The sequence below is a fragment of the Methanococcus mangrovi genome, assembly GCF_054506835.1.
In genome coordinates this window covers 790,131-805,799 of sequence record NZ_CP197114.1, presented here as the reverse complement: position 1 = coordinate 805,799, position 15,669 = coordinate 790,131, and the positions used below count along the sequence as shown (strand labels likewise).

Here is a 15,669-nt window from a genome sequence, read left to right as displayed (position 1 = left end):
TATTGCCAAAGATGTTACTGCTCCCAAAATTAACAATGTCTCTTGGTGGGTACATCAGGGAAACTGTTGAAATTTACGAGGAAGATGGTGTAAAAGAATTCCCGCACAGGAATGTCGTAGTTGGAAATCCAACAAATGAACCAGTAAAAATAGATGTTCCGGCATACGATGAAGATTGGGTAAAAAGACACCAGGACCTTGGGTTAATAGTAGTTCCAGTGGAAATGGACCAGGATTTTGTTGGAATATTTAAAATGGTTGAAGAAAAGGTTAAAAAAGCAAATTTATAAATTATGTGTTACGGGTGAAAACGTGATTAAGGGAGTGCTTTTTGACCTTGACGATACGCTTTACAATTCTTCGAGTTTTGCAAGCCGTGCACGAAAAGAAGCTTTAAGGGCCATGATTGATGCAGGTTTGAATTCTACGGAAGAAGATGCTTTAAAAATACTAAATAAGATTATCGAACAAAGGGGCTCAAATTACGGGGGGCACTTTAACGACCTTGTAAAAGCAGTTACTGGAACTTATGACCCGAAAATAATTACAATGGGAATTATCACCTACCATAACGTTAAATTTGCCTTACTTAGACCTTATTCTGATACAATAAAGACATTAATGGATTTACGGAGCATGGGTTTAAGTTTAGGAATATTAACAGATGGAATTACCATAAAACAGTGGGAAAAATTAATAAGGCTTGGAATTCACCCGTTTTTTGATGAAGTTATAACCTCTGAAGAATACGGGCTTGGAAAACCAAATATCGAATTTTTTAATTACGGACTTAAAAAAATTAATTTAAAACCTGAAGAAGTAGTTTATGTTGGGGACAGGGCCGATAAAGACATGGTTCCTGCAAAAAATGTGGGAATGACTACAGTTAGGATATTACAGGGAAAATATTCTGATATTTCCGATGATATAAGCGATTACACTATAAAAAACATTTCTGAACTTTCAAAAATAATTAAACCACTTATTTAATTTTTTTACGGGATAACATGATTGACGAATTAAAAGGATTAGTACTTTTTATGACCCGAATTCCTATTGGTATGTCAAAAAGCGGTTTTGAGGATATTGCAAGGTATTTCATGTTCATGCCGCTTGTTGGAACGTTGATTTCACTTTTTGGAGTTTTTACTGCATGTTTATTGAATTATGTGGGAATTACTTCTGGAAATATAATTGGAACCGCTGTTTTATTTACGCTTTTATATATACAGGGATTTCACCACCTTGACGGTCTTGCAGACTACGGGGATGCGTGGATGGTAACTGGAAATGCGAGAAAAAAACTTGAAGTCATGAAAGATGTTTACATGGGAATCGGCGGTTTTGTCTTTGTATTTTTTGTTGAGCTGCTTTCTTTATTTTCATACGCGTATCTCTTTGAAACAAGCGAATTTACAGTATTTTTAAAATACATTATAATAATTGAGACCTGTTCAAGACTCGGGCTTTTGTCATGTGCTTGCTGTGGAATTCCTGCGAACGAGGGAACTGGCAGGTATTTTGCTAAAACATCAAACGAATCGCACCTTTTAACGGGTTTAATATTTGCGCTTGGAGTTTCAATAGTTCTTCAAATCCCAAAAATAGGAGTTTTATGTTCAATTTTAGCGGTATTTTTGGGAATGTTTATCGCGTGGAAATGCAACAATAAATTAGGCTGTGTAACAGGTGATATTTTTGGAGCAACTGCTGAAATATCGAGAATGGTATTTTTAATCGTAATTATTGCAGTTACCCCGTATATTTCACATATTTTGTAAATTAAAAAAAGTTAAAATTAAAAGCAAAATAGAAATTAAAATTAAGTAATTATTTAAAAATTAAACTCGTCTAAATTATCTAAATACATCTTCTTCTTTTTTCCTGATTAATTCTTTTCCAGTTCCCCCACTAAATGGGACAGGCGCATTTCTAATAATTACTAATGGAATTCCTTCGTTAGACTGGCCCATTACGGCAGATGCAGCAGCTGCAAGTTCATCTGCAATTCCAACTTCGGTTGTTTTTAATTCCCTTCCAAATAAATCTTTTTCTCCTTTTCTATCCCAAAGCCCACAAACTCCGCTAACTCCAATTGCAACACCGCAAGAACCTTTTCTAAATGGTCTACCCATGCTGTCATTAATAATTACTCCAACTTTTTTTCCAGTAATTTTTTCAATTCCATTTCTAATTTCTTCTGCACTCTTATCTGGATTTTTTGGAAGCGGTTTTATTCCTTTTGAAGTATTACTTTCATCAACTCCACTGTTTGCACAGACAAATCCGTGTTTAGTTTCGGTTACTATAAAGTTTGGCCCTACTTTGACAATTTCGTTTGATTCATCCAAAATTACCTGTACGACCTCTGGTTCTTTTCCAAGTTTTTTAGATAGTTCAACAGCTTTGTCTGACGGCTTTACCGTATCTTTTGAAATGACATTTTTTTCACTTTTTGAAACAACGGTTTCTGCAAGAACTACTACATCATTGTTTTCAAGAGGGTATTTTGAAATAAGTTCTGCTAAAGTATAATCTTCGTTTCCATTGATTAATGGAATTTCAAGGCCAATTACTTCCATTTTTACTCTTTCTTTTATCATGTTTTCACACAATTTAAATTTTTGAAATAATGCTTTTTTTCATTAATTCTACATCTGGTTTTATTCCAGTCCATATCTCAAATGAAACTGCTCCCTGATATATGAGCATTCCAAGGCCATTTATAGTTTCTGCACCGTACTTTTCTGCTTCTTTTAAAAATATCGGTTCAATGGGATTATATATCAAATCCATTACAACAGCATCTTTTTTGATATTTTTTAAGGAAATAATGGGTTTTACATCAATATTTGGATACATTCCAACAGGGGTTGTATTTATAATTATGTCAAAATTTTTTATATCAACATCAAGGTTCCCGTAGTTTATTGAATTTTCCTTTTCTAATTTTTGGGAAAGTTCTTTTGCGAGAACTTCTGCTTTTTCAACGTGCCTGTTTACAATTGTTAAATTATTTTCTTTCGCAAGTTCAAAAGAAACAGCTCTTGAGGCACCTCCTGAGCCTATGATTAAAATGTTTTTATTGATTAAAATACCGGTTTTTTCTTCGAGTGCTTTCTTTGCACCAATTCCGTCAGTGTTATATCCAATTGCTATTCCGTTTTCAATTTTTACGGTATTAACTGCACCGATAGCTTCTGCATCAGGGTCAATTTCATCGAGGTACCTCATGATATTTAATTTATGGGGAATTGTAACGTTAAAACCTGCAATTTGAAGTGCTTTTGCACCTGCAACTACATCTTTTAGGTTTTCTTCTAAAACGTCAAATGCGAGATATTCATAATTTATTTTGAGGTCATTAATTGCCGCATTGTGCATTATTGGTGAAAATGAATGTTCTACCGGGTGTCCAATAAGTCCGAGTAGTTTTGTTTTGGAATCTATCACGATTATCCCTTTAAATCGTATTCTTTTTTTAAAATATTAACAAATGTATCAAATGCCTTTTCTATTCCACTTTCCTGTCTTTTTGTTATGTTTTCCCCTTTTATCAGGTCTCCATAAATATCAGACGAAAAAACATAAGTATTGTAATCTGTTAAAATACATACTGCACCATTTCCAACACCTGCAGTACTCGAAATTGCGATATTACAGTTTAATTTATTTTTAAGTGCTTTTGCGACCATTTTAGCTACCAAAATGTCATTTTCCTGATTGTATGCTTTTGAATATTTAAAAACATAGTCGGGTTCTGGAAGTTTAACATCTAAAATTGATTCAATTCCTGTTTTTGATGGTAAAAACATCGAAGCCATTACAAAAACGTTCCCGTGAATTATATCGTAATTTGAATCTTTTTCGAATTCTTTATATCCACAGGCCATTTTATGTATTTTAATTCCAATTTTTCCATGGGTAAAGCATTCTGCAGTAGCAACCGAAATCATAATAATCATTCTGTTATTTTTATAACTGTTAAACTTTAAAAAATTTAAAAAATAATAATTCGTTTATTGAAACGATAATTTCGAAAAAACATCTTATTTTAACCTATCCAATATATTATGAACAAGAATTATGCAGTGGTCCGCATGTAATTCTAGGGGTGATAGCGATATTCTTTCTGCGCCAATTTCTTCTAAGAAATTTTCATCTTCGTCACCAATTCCGATGTGGTCACCAAGCACGAATAATACATCTTCATCGTCCTTAAATTCAAAATTTTCAAGCGGTTTTCCGTTTAAATGGAGGTAGAAAATTCTTTTTCCTTCATTTTTCTTTTCTAAAATAATATCTCTAAATTCACGTTTAGAAGAATATATCCCAGAAGTACTTTCTTTCCATAACTCAGTCGCATCTTTTTCAAGTGCTTTTTGGATAAAAAGTGCAATACTTCTCTCATCGGGACTTACTCGTTTTAATTCACTTCCAACGAATTTCAGTGCAACAGGGGGGTTTGGAGAGCCATAATTAACGCTGTAAAATTCAGTGTCTCGTCTGATATCATGCGAAAGGAAAAATGCGCTGTTTACACAGCGACATAATAAATCCAATCTTCCAGAACTTCCAGGAAGGTCTTTTAAGTTAATTTCACCATTTGTTACGGCTTTGTTAGCTTTAATTATAAATTCTTTCAAAATTTCACCTTAATTAAGGTCTAAAACATCGAAAGTATTGTAAATACCTTCATTCTTTTCAGCAACAAATTTAATTGCAAGGATTACTCCGGAGATAAATGACTGTCTGCTGCTTGCTTTGTGGGCTAATTCAAGTCTTTCCCCATCTGCTGCAAATATTACAGTATGGTCCCCGACAACATCGCCGCCCCTTAATGCGTGGATGCAGATTTCTTCTTTTGTTCTTTCGCCAGTAATTCCTTCTCTTCCGTAGATTAAGTTGGAATCTCTGTTTAAGTTGTTCTGAATAATTTCAGCAGCTCTTAATGCGGTTCCACTTGGTGCATCTTTTTTGAATTTGTGGTGCATTTCAACAATTTCAATATCGTAACTTCCGAGTTTTTGTGCGAGGAGTTCGAGTGTTTTAAAGAATATATTTACACCGACAGCGTAGTTTTGTGAGATGGTTGCAGCAACTTTATTTTCAGAAATTGCTTTTTCCATTTCAGCTCTTTGTTCAGGGGTAAATCCAGTAGTTCCAATAACTAAATTTACTCCAAGTTTGCTTGCTGTTTTTGCGGTTTGAACGCAAGGTGCTGCTGCAGTAAAATCAACCAATACCTCTGCACCAGATTCTTTTAATACAGCTTCAAGTTCGTCTGAAGTGCTTAATACTACACCAATTTTTCCAAGGCCCGTTAATTCCCCGATGTCTTGACCTTTTTTAGGGTGGTTTGGAATATCAATTGCTGCAACTACTTCTAATCCATCGGTTTCAGTAATTGTTTTTATAATTCCGCTTCCCATTCTACCGAGTGCTCCCGTAACTGCTACTTTAACCATATTTCCACCTGAAAGTTCGTTTTTTCTTAATGAGGAATTTATTTGATTTATCGGTTTACTATTTGAATTTGGTAATATATCCATTTTATTATTTATTGATTTAGAGTAATTGTTCTTTTTTTACTGTTGTTACTGTTTTTTTATTTTTTTCCGCTCTCGTTTTTATTGGAATTCTTGTAACGGAATTGCATTCAAGACAGGTAATTACAACGTGGGGGTAATTTTTTGCTTTTGTCCTGACCCTTGCATTTTTGCCGTAAATTAAAAAAGAACCGCAATTTTTACAAATTCTCCTTTTCCATTCTTTTGGGTAAGGCATTCTCATTCTCATTGCAATTTTTTTGCTTAAAAGTACATAATTTTTTGAACGATCTGTTTTTCCAGCATTTGATTCTTCTTCAGCTAAGTTCATCAGTACATCAATTCGTTCTTCTGCAATTCTCTTTGACTTTTCCAAAAATTTCTTTTTTAGTTTCATGTTTTTCCCTTTAAGTTTATAACAACAAAATCAAATAGAAATCTGATAAAATTATATAAAAAGAATTGTAGAGAATAGAATTCTTACTAAAATTTATATTGTATAATACAGAATATGATTTGCTAAAGAATTTGCTAAAGATTTTTTTAACTATGGTGAAACAGTGAGTAAAGTTAAAGACATGAGTCTTGCTCCAAGTGGGCACCTAAAAATGGAATGGGCAAAAAAACACATGCCCGTTCTTTGTCGAATAAGGGAAGATTTTAAAAAAGATAAACCATTTAACGGAATTACAATTGGAATGGCACTTCACTTAGAAGCTAAAACCGCGATTTTAGCAGAAACACTCATGGAAGGCGGCGCAAAAATTGTAATTACCGGATGTAATCCCCTCTCAACACAGGACGATGTTGCAGCAGCATGCGTAGAAAAAGGAATGGAAGTTTACGCATGGCGTGGAGAAACCAACGAGGAATACTACGAAAATTTAAACAAAGTTCTCGATTCAAACCCCGATATCATAATTGACGATGGTGCAGATTTAATTTTTTTAATACACACCAAAAGAACTGAATTAATCGGAAAAATAATGGGCGGTTGTGAAGAAACTACGACCGGAATTATTAGATTAAAAGCAATGGCTGAAGAAGGTGCATTAAAATTCCCGGTTGTAAATGTAAACGATGCTTACACAAAACACATGTTTGACAACAGATACGGGACCGGCCAAAGTGCAATGGATGGAATTATTAGAACTACAAATTTACTTATTGCTGGAAAAAACATTGTAATCGGTGGATACGGCTGGTGCGGTAGAGGTGTAGCTTCAAGAGCTGCAGGCCACGGTGCAAACGTAATCATTGCAGAAGTAAATCCAATTCGCGCATTAGAAGCTAAAATGGATGGATATACAGTATTAAAAATGGAAGAAGCTGCAAAAATTGGAGATATTTTTGTAACTACTACTGGTTGTAAAGACATCTTAAGAATGGAACACTTTTTATTGATGAAAGATGGTGCTGTTTTATCAAATGCAGGACATTTTGACAATGAAATCAATAAAAACGATTTAAAAGAACTCTCAAAATCTGTAAGAGAAGTTAGATTTAACATTGAAGAATACGATCTTGGAAACAAAAAAATATATTTACTTGGTGAAGGAAGACTCGTAAACCTTGCATGCGCTGACGGACACCCCTGTGAGGTAATGGATATGAGTTTTGCAAATCAAGCATTGAGTGCGAAATTCATTAAAGATAATAACGGAAAACTTGAAAATGAAGTATATAATATTCCATATGAACAAGATTTAAAAATTGCACTTTTAAAATTACATTCAATGGGTGCAGATATCGATGAACTCTCCCCTGAACAGAGAAAGTACTTAAGCGACTGGAAAGAAGGAACTTAAATTTTTTAATTTAACTTTTTTAGTGATTGTTATGGAAAAACCAGTTATGTGTAAAATAATTGATGTATTGGATGAAAGTCCAACAGTGAAAACTTTTTTACTCGATAAAGAGTTTGATTTTAAACCAGGACAGTTTGCAATGGTGTGGATTCCAGAAATTGATGAAAAACCTTTCGGGTTTTCAAGTAAAAATTCAATAAGCGTTGCAAAGGTAGGTAGATTCACTGAAAAAATTCATTCTTTAAAAAAAGGAGACCTTTTGGGAATAAGGGGCCCTTATGGAAATAATTTTGAGTGCATAGGAAGTAAAATTCTTGCAGTTGCAGGCGGAATTGGAAGTGCCCCCGTTATTTCAGCAGTTGAAGAGTTTTCTAAAATGAATGTTGAAGTTACATCTATTATTGGTGGAAGAACTAAAGACGAACTTTTATTTTTAGATAGATTTGAAAAGTGCGGAAGAACTTTTGCGTGCACCGATGACTGTAGCTTTGGGTTCGGTGGATTTACAACTGAAAAAATGTTAAAATTACTTTCAAAAGAAAAATTTGACATGATAATTGCTTGTGGCCCAGAAATAATGATGAAAAAAGTTGTAGAAATTGCAGAAAACAACGATATTCCGATTCAGGTTTCACTTGAAAGATATATGAAATGCGGGATTGGGATTTGCGGCCAGTGTGCTGTTGACGATGAAGGACTCTGCATCTGTAAGGATGGGCCAGTATTTTGGAATGATAAACTTAAGTTTGTAAGTGAATTTGGAAAATACAAAAGAGATGCAAGCGGCGCTATTTTATAACTAAATAAATTATTTATTTAAACTATATATATTAAGAAATACTGATATAATTAAAAATTACTTTTTTTAAAGAAGAATAAATGTGAGTAAATTATGTGTTCAATAAGTGGAATAGTTGCAAAGGACGAAGAGGGCTCGGGGAGTCGTAGTCTGTTGGATAATATCCAAAAACATGTTATAAACATGATGAAAATACTAAAACATCGGGGTCCGGATTATTCTGGAATGATGTTTGATGATGAAGTTCTCTATTTTGAAAATTTTGACGATGTTGTTCCTAACACCGAAACAATTTCGCGAATGGCAATGGGCCACAACAGGCTTGCTATCGTTGGTACCGCAGTTCAACCAATACCAAATGATGATGAATCCATATGGATTATCTGTAATGGTGAAATTTATAATCACATTGAATTAAGGGATGAATTGTCAGTAGAACACGAATTTAAAACAGATACAGATTCAGAAGCAATTATTCACGCTTACGAAGACGAACTTATCGATGTTTTAGATGGAGATTACGCTTACGCAATTTACGATAAAGAAAAAAATATCATTGAATTAAGAAGAGATTTAATTGGTGTAAAACCACTCTATTTCATAGACACGGATGAATATTTTGCATTCGCATCTGAAAAAAAGGCTCTTTATTATTTATTAATGGAAATTAATGGTATGGACTACAAGAGTGCTTTTAATTATGATGATATATTAAGACTTAATCCTAATTCAAGGCTTATTTATGAATTAGATGAAAATTCATGGTATATTGAAGAAGACCTTGAAAAAGTAAATTCAAATTATTTCGAAGAAAATGATTATGAATTATGCAAAAATGAACTTGAAACTACAATTCTTGATTCAGTTTTAAAACGAGTGAAAGGGCTTGAAAAGGTTGGAATTATATACTCCGGTGGTGTTGACAGCACGCTTGTTTCAAAACTTGCATCTGAAAACTGTGACGTTACACTTTATTCAGTGGGCTCTGAAAATTCTGAAGATTTAATTTATGCAGAACGGGCTGCAAAAGATATGGGGCTTAACTTTAGAAAAAAAATAATTTCAGAAGATGAATTTGAAGAATATGTTGTAAAAGTTGCAAAAGCAATAGATGAACTCGATGTAATGAAGTTGAGTGTTGGAATCCCTATATATGCTGCTTCTGAAATGGCAAAAGAAGACGGGATAAAAGTGGTACTTTCAGGCCAAGGTGCAGATGAATTATTTGCGGGATACAATAGATACCAGAGAATCCTAAATGAAAAAGGAGAAGAAGGCCTAAAAAACTCGATAATTTCAGATGTTTTTGATATCTATAAAATCAATCTTGAACGGGATGACCACTGCACGATGGCAAACGGTGTTGAATTAAGGGTTCCATTCTTAGACAAGTTTGTAATTGATGTTGGCTTATCAATTCCAGTTGAATATAAAATTGAAGAACCGAGAAAAAAGATATTACGAGATATCGCTTCAAAATATGTTCCAGATTATATTGCACAACGGCCAAAAAAAGCTGCGCAGTATGGTAGTGGAAGCGAGAAAATGGTTTATGCAGTTGCAAGAAAACACGGGTACTCCAAAAAAGAAATAAACAAATTTTTTGAAGAGTATTTGTTCGAAAAAATAAAATTTTAAGCTTTTTTTTTATTTAATTTTTAATTGATAATTAAATGTCAATTTCTCCTTCAAAGACGGTTGTTGCAGGACCAGTCATGTATATGTGATTATCTTTTTCATTCCATTCAATTATTAAATCTCCACCGAGAAGTTTGATTGTTGCTTTTCTACCAACGTATCCTTTTAAAACAGATGCAACTAAAACTGCACAAGCGCCTGTTCCACATGCAAGTGTTTCACCAGCACCTCTTTCCCAAACTCTCATTTTAACAGTATTTTTATCAATTAATTCAACAAATTCGACGTTTGTTTTTCGTGGGAATTTTTCGTGGATCTCAAATAGTGGGCCGATTTTTTCAAGCGGAAATTCATTTACATTTTCAATATATGTTATTGCGTGAGGGTTTCCCATTGAAACACATGTGAAATTGTAGCAGTAATCTTTTGCAGTGATTTCTTCATCAATTACAGGATGTTTTTCACTTAAAACAGGAATGGTTTCCGCTTTTAAGATTGGTTCACCCATATCAACTTTTACCAAAACCACTTTGTCATTTTCAATTGTCATTTCAAGAACTTTTATTCCCGCAAGCGTTTCGATAGTTATTGTTGATTTATCAGTCATTTTTTTATCATAAACGAACTTTCCAACACACCTAATTGCATTACCGCACATTTCAGCTTCTGAACCATCGGAATTAAACATTCTCATTTTAAAATCTGCTTTATCTGACGGGAGAATTAATACAAGACCGTCTGACCCGATTCCAAAGTGTCTGTCGCTTACAAATCTTGAGATTTCGTTTGGATTTTCGATTTTTTGTGAGATTGCATCGACGTAGATATAATCGTTGCCTAAACCATGCATTTTTGTAAATTTCATTAAAACCACCATACAATATGGGTAATTATTTAAAAATAGTAAAAGAAGTAATTAAGCTTTAGCATTTATCTTTGATTCATCAATAACAACAACATCCCTGATTGCAGTTACTGTCCTGTATGGAACGAAAGTATAATTTTCTGATGAAGGGGAAATTGGGCTTTGTTCTGAAGGTTCAATATTTAATGAAATTATTCTGCCTGTTTTTTCATCAATTACAATATCATCAACTGTACCAATGATGCTGCCCAAGCTGCCTACAATAGATCTGCCATTTAATGATTTGAAAGATAATTTCATTCAACCACCTTATTAATGAGAGTTTCGACCAGTTTTTTATCGGAAAGGGTATTTACATTTACAATAGTATCTTTAATAACATGGAGAATTTCGGTCTGTTCCCCATACTTTGGAGTTAATATGTTGATACCTAACGGTATGTATCCACCCATATCAATTGAGGGCGTTCCAACATAGTCATCCAGTTTTGTGACTACGCAAAAGGACTCTATGCGATTACAAGAATTGTTAACAATTAGATACTCCTTTATTATACTATTAATAACTTTCGACTTAATTGTGGGGATATCACTCGATAAAATTAAAAATGGTTCTTTAAAAAATTCCATACATTCATTTAGGTCATCGACATAATCTGTTCCAGATGTACAAATTATATTTATCTTTTGATTATAATTTTGGTCTGGACAATATTTTTTTTCCAAATATTCTTTTGTTTCAGGGGTATGATTTGATACTGCGACATATATTTTTTCTATTTTGGAATTTAAAAGTGAGTCAATAACATAATCGATCATGGGTTTTCCACAGATGTCTAAAATTGGTTTTTCCACATTTTCTTTTAGCCGCGTTCCTTTTCCGCCAGCCATAATTAGTGCATCCATTTTTTCACGCTAACATGATTAGTATGATTTATATAACTCCAAAAACATATTTAAATGTGTCATTATCAATTCGGGGGATAATTATGGAATATGTTTCTAAAAAAGAAATAAAGTATAAAGAACCTCTCGTAATTACTGGTTTTCCAGGCATTGGCCTCGTTGGAAGCATTGCTTCGTATCATCTTTTAAAAAACTTAAAATTGGAATATGTGGGATATATTGAAGATTCAAAGCTTCCAGAAATAATGATTGTTGAAGAGGGAATCGCATACCCTCCAGTTCGAGTATATGCTCGCGATGATTTGGTAGTATTTTTTTCAGATGTAATGATTCCTCCTGAATTAGTATATTCCATGTCAAACATGATTTCAGACCATTTAAAAAAAATAAATCCAAAAATGGTTATAACATTGGAAGGATTTGCATCGATGGCACCTGAAAAGTCATTCTGGGTTTCATCGTCTGAAGAAATCTTAAATTCTGTTTTAGATGAAGAAATTCCTGCATTGCAGCTTGGGATGGTTGGGGGAATTCCGGGAGCACTTATGAAATGCTGTAATGATAGAGATATTCCATCTGCATGTTTAATTACTGAAACGGTCGGATTAAGGCCTGACCCACGAGGAGCATCTAAAATAATTGAAAACATAAATAGAAAATACAATTTAGATGTAGACACCGAAGAACTGATAAAAGAAGCTGAAAGTATCGAAGAAAAAATGAAAAGCCTCGCAAAAGAACATGCAAAATTAATGTCAAAGCCAAAAACTGAAAATCCAATGTATATGTAAAATTAAAAAAGTGATATCATGAAAGCATTAGCTTTGACGGGTGTGGGACCTTATGCAATTTCTGAAATTGTAAAAAACCACGTAAAAACATTGAACCTGAAAAATATATGTAATTTGTTGGTACTTGAGTCTTCAAATGTGGGAGATTTTTTATTTATTACAAATGTTTCAAAAGAAGACGTAATTTCTGGAACTGACGGGTTAATTGTTCAGGTAAAGAAAATATCCATTTTTAACCAAAGCGGATATTCAAAGAGCTGTGATGAAATAGAGGGTGTGGTCGGTAAAGTTCAGGTAGAACTTTTAGGTTATGCATCTTGTTCAAATGTGGTTGAAACAGGATTGATGGACCCATCAGTCGTAGTTATAAAGGCAAGGTCAGTATATGAAATGTAATAAAGAATAATCTAAATATGCATAGAATAAAAATAAAAATGCGGTGAAAAAAATGCCTGTAATCACAATAGAAGCGGGATTTACAAATAAAGAACAGAAAGAAAAGTTAATTAAAGAATTTACAAAATCTGCAAGCGAAATAATTGGACTGCCCAAGGAAAAATTTGTAGTACTTATAAAAGAAAATTCTGACGAAAATATCGGTGTTGGGGGAATTTCCCTTTCTGAACTTAAATCTAAAAAATAACCGATAAGCATTTATTCTATTTTTACATTAAACTTCTTTGATTTTTAACAAGTTGTTATTGAAGAGGCGATTTTTTTGAAGATACTTGGAATAAGCGGTTCACCAAGGAAAAACGGGAATACCACCAATCTCGTAAAAGAAGCGTTAAAAGCTGCCGAAATGGAAGGTTTTGAAACGGAATTTATTTCACTTTCTGGTCTTGAGTTAAACCCATGTATTGCCTGTGATATGTGCAAAAAAGACGAAGGATGCATCATTGTAGATGATATGGAAGAAATTTTAGAAAAAATCGAAGAAGCCGATGGAATAATTGTCGGATCTCCAGTCTACTTTGGAGGAGTTTCTGCACAGACTAAAATGTTAATTGATAGGTCAAGGCCACTTAGATCAGGCTTTAAATTAAAATATAAAGTTGGTGCTGCAATTTCCGTTGGTGCTTCAAGAAATGGGGGCCAGGAAACTACAATAAGACAGATTCACGACTTTTTTTTGATACATTCGATGATTGTAGTTGGGGATAGCGAACCTAGCGCACACTACGGTGGAACGGGTCAAGGAAAATCTCCCGAAGATACAAAAGAAGATAAACATGGACTCGAAACTTCAAAAAATACTGGAAAAAGAGTAGCTGAAGTTTTGAAAAAAATGAAATTATAATAAATTTGATACAATGACTTTAACGTTATAATTAATTCATAATTTATTTTTCAACTGATTTTAGGGGGATTTTATGGATATAGCAGAAACCCTGGAAATAAAAAAGTATTTACTCGAAAATGAACTTCAAATTTACCCAACTCAGGATGTTCCTGAAGATTTTCCAAATATCGTCTGGGAAGGAAATGATTGGAAAGAATTTTTAAAGATTGCAATTTTTGAAAAAGCATCGATGATTTTTTTAAAAGAAGAAATTTTTAAAGACGCGCATATAACTTCAAATATAATTCCAACAACGGATTCTGATGAAAGAATCGTTGAATTTAACAATAAAATAAGGTCTTTCGAAAAATATATTGGAAAACTTGCAATATTTACAATGTACTGGATAAAAGATGACGTAATGTATTCGTTTACGCAGAGCTCAAAATGGGCTGAAGATTTCTTGAGCGTTTCAGTACTTCTTGAAAATACGGAAGATAGGGAAGTTTTAGGAATGTAATCATTAAAATTATTTTTTTATTTAAATTACGGTGCATGCAGACCAAATAACAGTCCTAAACTGTAGCCACAGTATGCTACAAGTAAAAACCTCGGAATTCTTCCAAGAAGTGTTCCTGCACCAAATGAAACGAGATTCATTTTAAATATTCCTGCAAGCCATGCAAATACCTTGTACGGAATTGGGGTAAATCCTGCAATTGCAACGCCCCAAACTCCAAATTTTTCGAAAAACGCTTTTCCCCTTGTAAAATTTTTTTCTTTAAATATTTTCAAAAATGCATTTGTTCCAAGTTTTTCCCCAAGAAAATAACCTGCATATCCGCCAGTAAGCGAGCCAAAAGAAGCTACGAGGGCACATGTTACTGAATCTAATCCGAAAGCTGCTGCGCCGATAATAAATATGTCTGGAAGAACAGGCTGGATAACTGCTTCTGTAAATGCAATTAAAAATATTCCAAGATATCCATAGTTAAGTACAATATATTCTGCAAATTGGTAAATATCCATAATACACCTTTAGTTTATCCTTTAACGAGTGCTCGCAGTATGTCGGTCTGAGAAATAACTCCAACTGCATTTTTTTGTTCATCAATTACTAAAAGACCGGATACGTCTGCATGAAGCATCATCTGTGCGGCATGTGTTACATCTGCATTTTCATTTATGGTTAGTATTTCTTTTGTTGAAACGTCCTTTAAAGTTATGTCTATTAATTCAAAAACCCCTTTTTCAAAGAATAAATGTGCCAAGTCCCTGTAGGTTATGACACCGTCGATATTTTCATCTATTCTTACAAAAACCCTTTTAACACCCTTATGGTTCATTACTTTGAATGCTTCAAAAAGACTTTTTTCACTGTCAATAGTAAAAATCGTCGGATTCATTAACTCTTTTACTTTCATAAACGTCCCCTCACTTTTTCGATAGATTAATATATCAATTAAAATAAAGAAATGTATAATTGTGACACATCCGCTTTAATTATGAACAAGCGTGAAAAGTCATATTTTTTATTATTTTAAATTCAGTGAATTATTTTGAATTCACACTATATAATGGAACTCATAGATTATATTCTTTGGTGGTGCAATGAGTAAATTAGTACTAACAATGCCCTGCAACACGTTTACACTTGAAAACATAATGTGCTGCGTGTTTGGATTAAAAGCATTTGATGTTGCAGTCTATTTCGAAATTTTAAAGTGCAGGCCTGCAAAAATAAATGAAATTGCAGATGCCCTAAATCGGGAAAGGAGTACAATCCAGAGGTCTGCTCAAAATTTAATGAATGCGGGTCTTATTCTTAGAAAACAGATTAATATCAAAGAAGGTGGTTATTACTATAATTATGAGGCCGTTCCTTTTCCAGATGTTAAAGAAAAGATTAAAAAAAGCATGAATGATTGGAGCCGCGAAGTCTGCAAATGGGTAGATGAAATAGAAGAAAAAGATGCAGACGAATTGATAAATAATATTATTTAACTGATTTAAACTAATTTTAAGTGTTTTT

23 protein-coding genes are annotated in these 15,669 nt (G+C 33.4%); 12 read left to right on the top strand and 11 right to left on the bottom strand.

Annotated features, from left to right (window positions below; all coding sequences use genetic code 11):
- The first annotated feature begins 2 nt into the window (after window positions 1–2).
- Genes ehbP through cobS form a run of 3 tightly spaced genes read left to right on the top strand, consistent with a single transcriptional unit; the run spans window position 3 to window position 1,781 of the window.
- Entirely contained in the window at window positions 3–290 is a 288-nt protein-coding gene (ehbP, locus tag ACS5L2_RS04375; protein WP_459202549.1) for an energy-converting hydrogenase B subunit EhbP, read from the top strand.
- 22 nt (window positions 291–312) lie between these two features.
- On the top strand, window positions 313–990 hold the full coding sequence (locus ACS5L2_RS04370) for a TIGR02253 family HAD-type hydrolase (protein ID WP_459202548.1): 678 nt from the start codon (window positions 313–315) through the stop codon (window positions 988–990).
- A 17-nt stretch (window positions 991–1,007) separates the two neighbouring features.
- The gene (gene cobS / locus ACS5L2_RS04365) at window positions 1,008–1,781 is read left to right on the top strand and encodes an adenosylcobinamide-GDP ribazoletransferase (protein WP_459202547.1); all 774 of its coding nucleotides are present in this window, start codon (window positions 1,008–1,010) and stop codon (window positions 1,779–1,781) included.
- Window positions 1,782–1,856: 75 nt separating this feature from the next.
- Here the strand turns inward: cobS and ACS5L2_RS04360 are convergent, their stop codons facing one another.
- From ACS5L2_RS04360 to ACS5L2_RS04335, 6 genes are all read right to left on the bottom strand, one after another.
- On the bottom strand, window positions 1,857–2,603 hold the full coding sequence (locus tag ACS5L2_RS04360) for a coenzyme F420-0:L-glutamate ligase (protein ID WP_459202546.1): 747 nt from the start codon (window positions 2,601–2,603) through the stop codon (window positions 1,857–1,859).
- Window positions 2,604–2,616: 13 nt separating this feature from the next.
- On the bottom strand, window positions 2,617–3,453 hold the full coding sequence (gene aroE, locus ACS5L2_RS04355; RefSeq protein WP_459202545.1) for a shikimate dehydrogenase: 837 nt from the start codon (window positions 3,451–3,453) through the stop codon (window positions 2,617–2,619).
- A 2-nt stretch (window positions 3,454–3,455) separates the two neighbouring features.
- On the bottom strand, window positions 3,456–3,956 hold the full coding sequence (locus ACS5L2_RS04350) for a UPF0254 family protein (RefSeq protein ID WP_459202544.1): 501 nt from the start codon (window positions 3,954–3,956) through the stop codon (window positions 3,456–3,458).
- Window positions 3,957–4,049: 93 nt separating this feature from the next.
- On the bottom strand, window positions 4,050–4,646 hold the full coding sequence (gene trmY, locus ACS5L2_RS04345) for a tRNA (pseudouridine(54)-N(1))-methyltransferase TrmY (protein WP_459202543.1): 597 nt from the start codon (window positions 4,644–4,646) through the stop codon (window positions 4,050–4,052).
- A gap of 9 nt (window positions 4,647–4,655) precedes the next feature.
- A complete protein-coding gene (dapB, locus tag ACS5L2_RS04340; protein ID WP_459202542.1) occupies window positions 4,656–5,468 on the bottom strand; it encodes a 4-hydroxy-tetrahydrodipicolinate reductase in 813 nt (270 codons plus the stop codon).
- 100 nt (window positions 5,469–5,568) lie between these two features.
- A complete protein-coding gene (locus ACS5L2_RS04335) occupies window positions 5,569–5,946 on the bottom strand; it encodes a ribonuclease P protein component 4 (RefSeq protein WP_459202541.1) in 378 nt (125 codons plus the stop codon).
- Window positions 5,947–6,109: 163 nt separating this feature from the next.
- Here ACS5L2_RS04335 and ahcY point away from each other — a divergent pair, with 163 nt between their 5' ends.
- The 3 genes from ahcY (at window position 6,110) to asnB (ending at window position 9,794) form a co-directional block, all read left to right on the top strand.
- Complete coding sequence (ahcY, locus tag ACS5L2_RS04330; RefSeq protein WP_459202540.1) at window positions 6,110–7,357, top strand: adenosylhomocysteinase; 1,248 nt, start codon at window positions 6,110–6,112, stop codon at window positions 7,355–7,357.
- 31 nt (window positions 7,358–7,388) lie between these two features.
- Entirely contained in the window at window positions 7,389–8,156 is a 768-nt protein-coding gene (locus ACS5L2_RS04325; protein ID WP_459202539.1) for a dihydroorotate dehydrogenase electron transfer subunit, read from the top strand.
- A 93-nt stretch (window positions 8,157–8,249) separates the two neighbouring features.
- Window positions 8,250–9,794, top strand: a complete 1,545-nt coding sequence (asnB, locus tag ACS5L2_RS04320) for an asparagine synthase (glutamine-hydrolyzing) (RefSeq protein ID WP_459202538.1) — start codon at window positions 8,250–8,252, stop codon at window positions 9,792–9,794.
- Between the two features lie 31 nt (window positions 9,795–9,825).
- Here the strand turns inward: asnB and dapF are convergent, their stop codons facing one another.
- The 3 genes from dapF to cobY are packed head-to-tail and all read right to left on the bottom strand — an operon-like array spanning window position 9,826 to window position 11,564.
- Window positions 9,826–10,659: a diaminopimelate epimerase gene (gene dapF, locus ACS5L2_RS04315; RefSeq protein ID WP_459202537.1), complete on the bottom strand. Its 834-nt coding sequence runs from the start codon at window positions 10,657–10,659 to the stop codon at window positions 9,826–9,828.
- Window positions 10,660–10,710: 51 nt separating this feature from the next.
- Complete coding sequence (locus ACS5L2_RS04310; RefSeq protein ID WP_011170860.1) at window positions 10,711–10,959, bottom strand: PRC-barrel domain-containing protein; 249 nt, start codon at window positions 10,957–10,959, stop codon at window positions 10,711–10,713.
- Window positions 10,956–11,564 (bottom strand): adenosylcobinamide-phosphate guanylyltransferase, encoded by a 609-nt coding sequence (gene cobY / locus ACS5L2_RS04305; protein ID WP_459202536.1) that lies wholly within the window; start codon window positions 11,562–11,564, stop codon window positions 10,956–10,958. Before cobY ends, ACS5L2_RS04310 begins: the two co-directional genes overlap by 4 nt.
- A gap of 83 nt (window positions 11,565–11,647) precedes the next feature.
- On the opposite strand from cobY, the gene ACS5L2_RS04300 reads away from it, so the two are divergent.
- From ACS5L2_RS04300 to ACS5L2_RS04280, 5 genes are all read left to right on the top strand, one after another.
- Window positions 11,648–12,355: a proteasome assembly chaperone family protein gene (locus ACS5L2_RS04300; RefSeq protein ID WP_459202535.1), complete on the top strand. Its 708-nt coding sequence runs from the start codon at window positions 11,648–11,650 to the stop codon at window positions 12,353–12,355.
- Window positions 12,356–12,373: 18 nt separating this feature from the next.
- Complete coding sequence (locus ACS5L2_RS04295) at window positions 12,374–12,751, top strand: DUF473 family protein (protein WP_459202534.1); 378 nt, start codon at window positions 12,374–12,376, stop codon at window positions 12,749–12,751.
- 52 nt (window positions 12,752–12,803) lie between these two features.
- A complete protein-coding gene (gene dmpI, locus ACS5L2_RS04290; protein ID WP_459202533.1) occupies window positions 12,804–12,998 on the top strand; it encodes a 4-oxalocrotonate tautomerase DmpI in 195 nt (64 codons plus the stop codon).
- A 75-nt stretch (window positions 12,999–13,073) separates the two neighbouring features.
- Window positions 13,074–13,655, top strand: a complete 582-nt coding sequence (locus ACS5L2_RS04285) for a flavodoxin family protein (protein ID WP_459202532.1) — start codon at window positions 13,074–13,076, stop codon at window positions 13,653–13,655.
- Window positions 13,656–13,728: 73 nt separating this feature from the next.
- Window positions 13,729–14,157 carry a hypothetical protein gene (locus ACS5L2_RS04280; RefSeq protein ID WP_459202531.1) on the top strand — a complete coding sequence of 143 codons (429 nt, stop codon included), beginning with the start codon at window positions 13,729–13,731 and terminating at the stop codon, window positions 14,155–14,157.
- A gap of 26 nt (window positions 14,158–14,183) precedes the next feature.
- Here the strand turns inward: ACS5L2_RS04280 and ACS5L2_RS04275 are convergent, their stop codons facing one another.
- Both ACS5L2_RS04275 and ACS5L2_RS04270 read right to left on the bottom strand, forming a co-directional pair.
- Window positions 14,184–14,666, bottom strand: a complete 483-nt coding sequence (locus tag ACS5L2_RS04275; RefSeq protein ID WP_459202530.1) for a YqaA family protein — start codon at window positions 14,664–14,666, stop codon at window positions 14,184–14,186.
- 14 nt (window positions 14,667–14,680) lie between these two features.
- A complete protein-coding gene (locus ACS5L2_RS04270; protein WP_459202529.1) occupies window positions 14,681–15,061 on the bottom strand; it encodes a CBS domain-containing protein in 381 nt (126 codons plus the stop codon).
- 187 nt (window positions 15,062–15,248) lie between these two features.
- On the opposite strand from ACS5L2_RS04270, the gene ACS5L2_RS04265 reads away from it, so the two are divergent.
- Window positions 15,249–15,641 (top strand): helix-turn-helix domain-containing protein, encoded by a 393-nt coding sequence (locus tag ACS5L2_RS04265; RefSeq protein WP_459202528.1) that lies wholly within the window; start codon window positions 15,249–15,251, stop codon window positions 15,639–15,641.
- Window positions 15,642–15,669 lie beyond the last annotated feature (28 nt).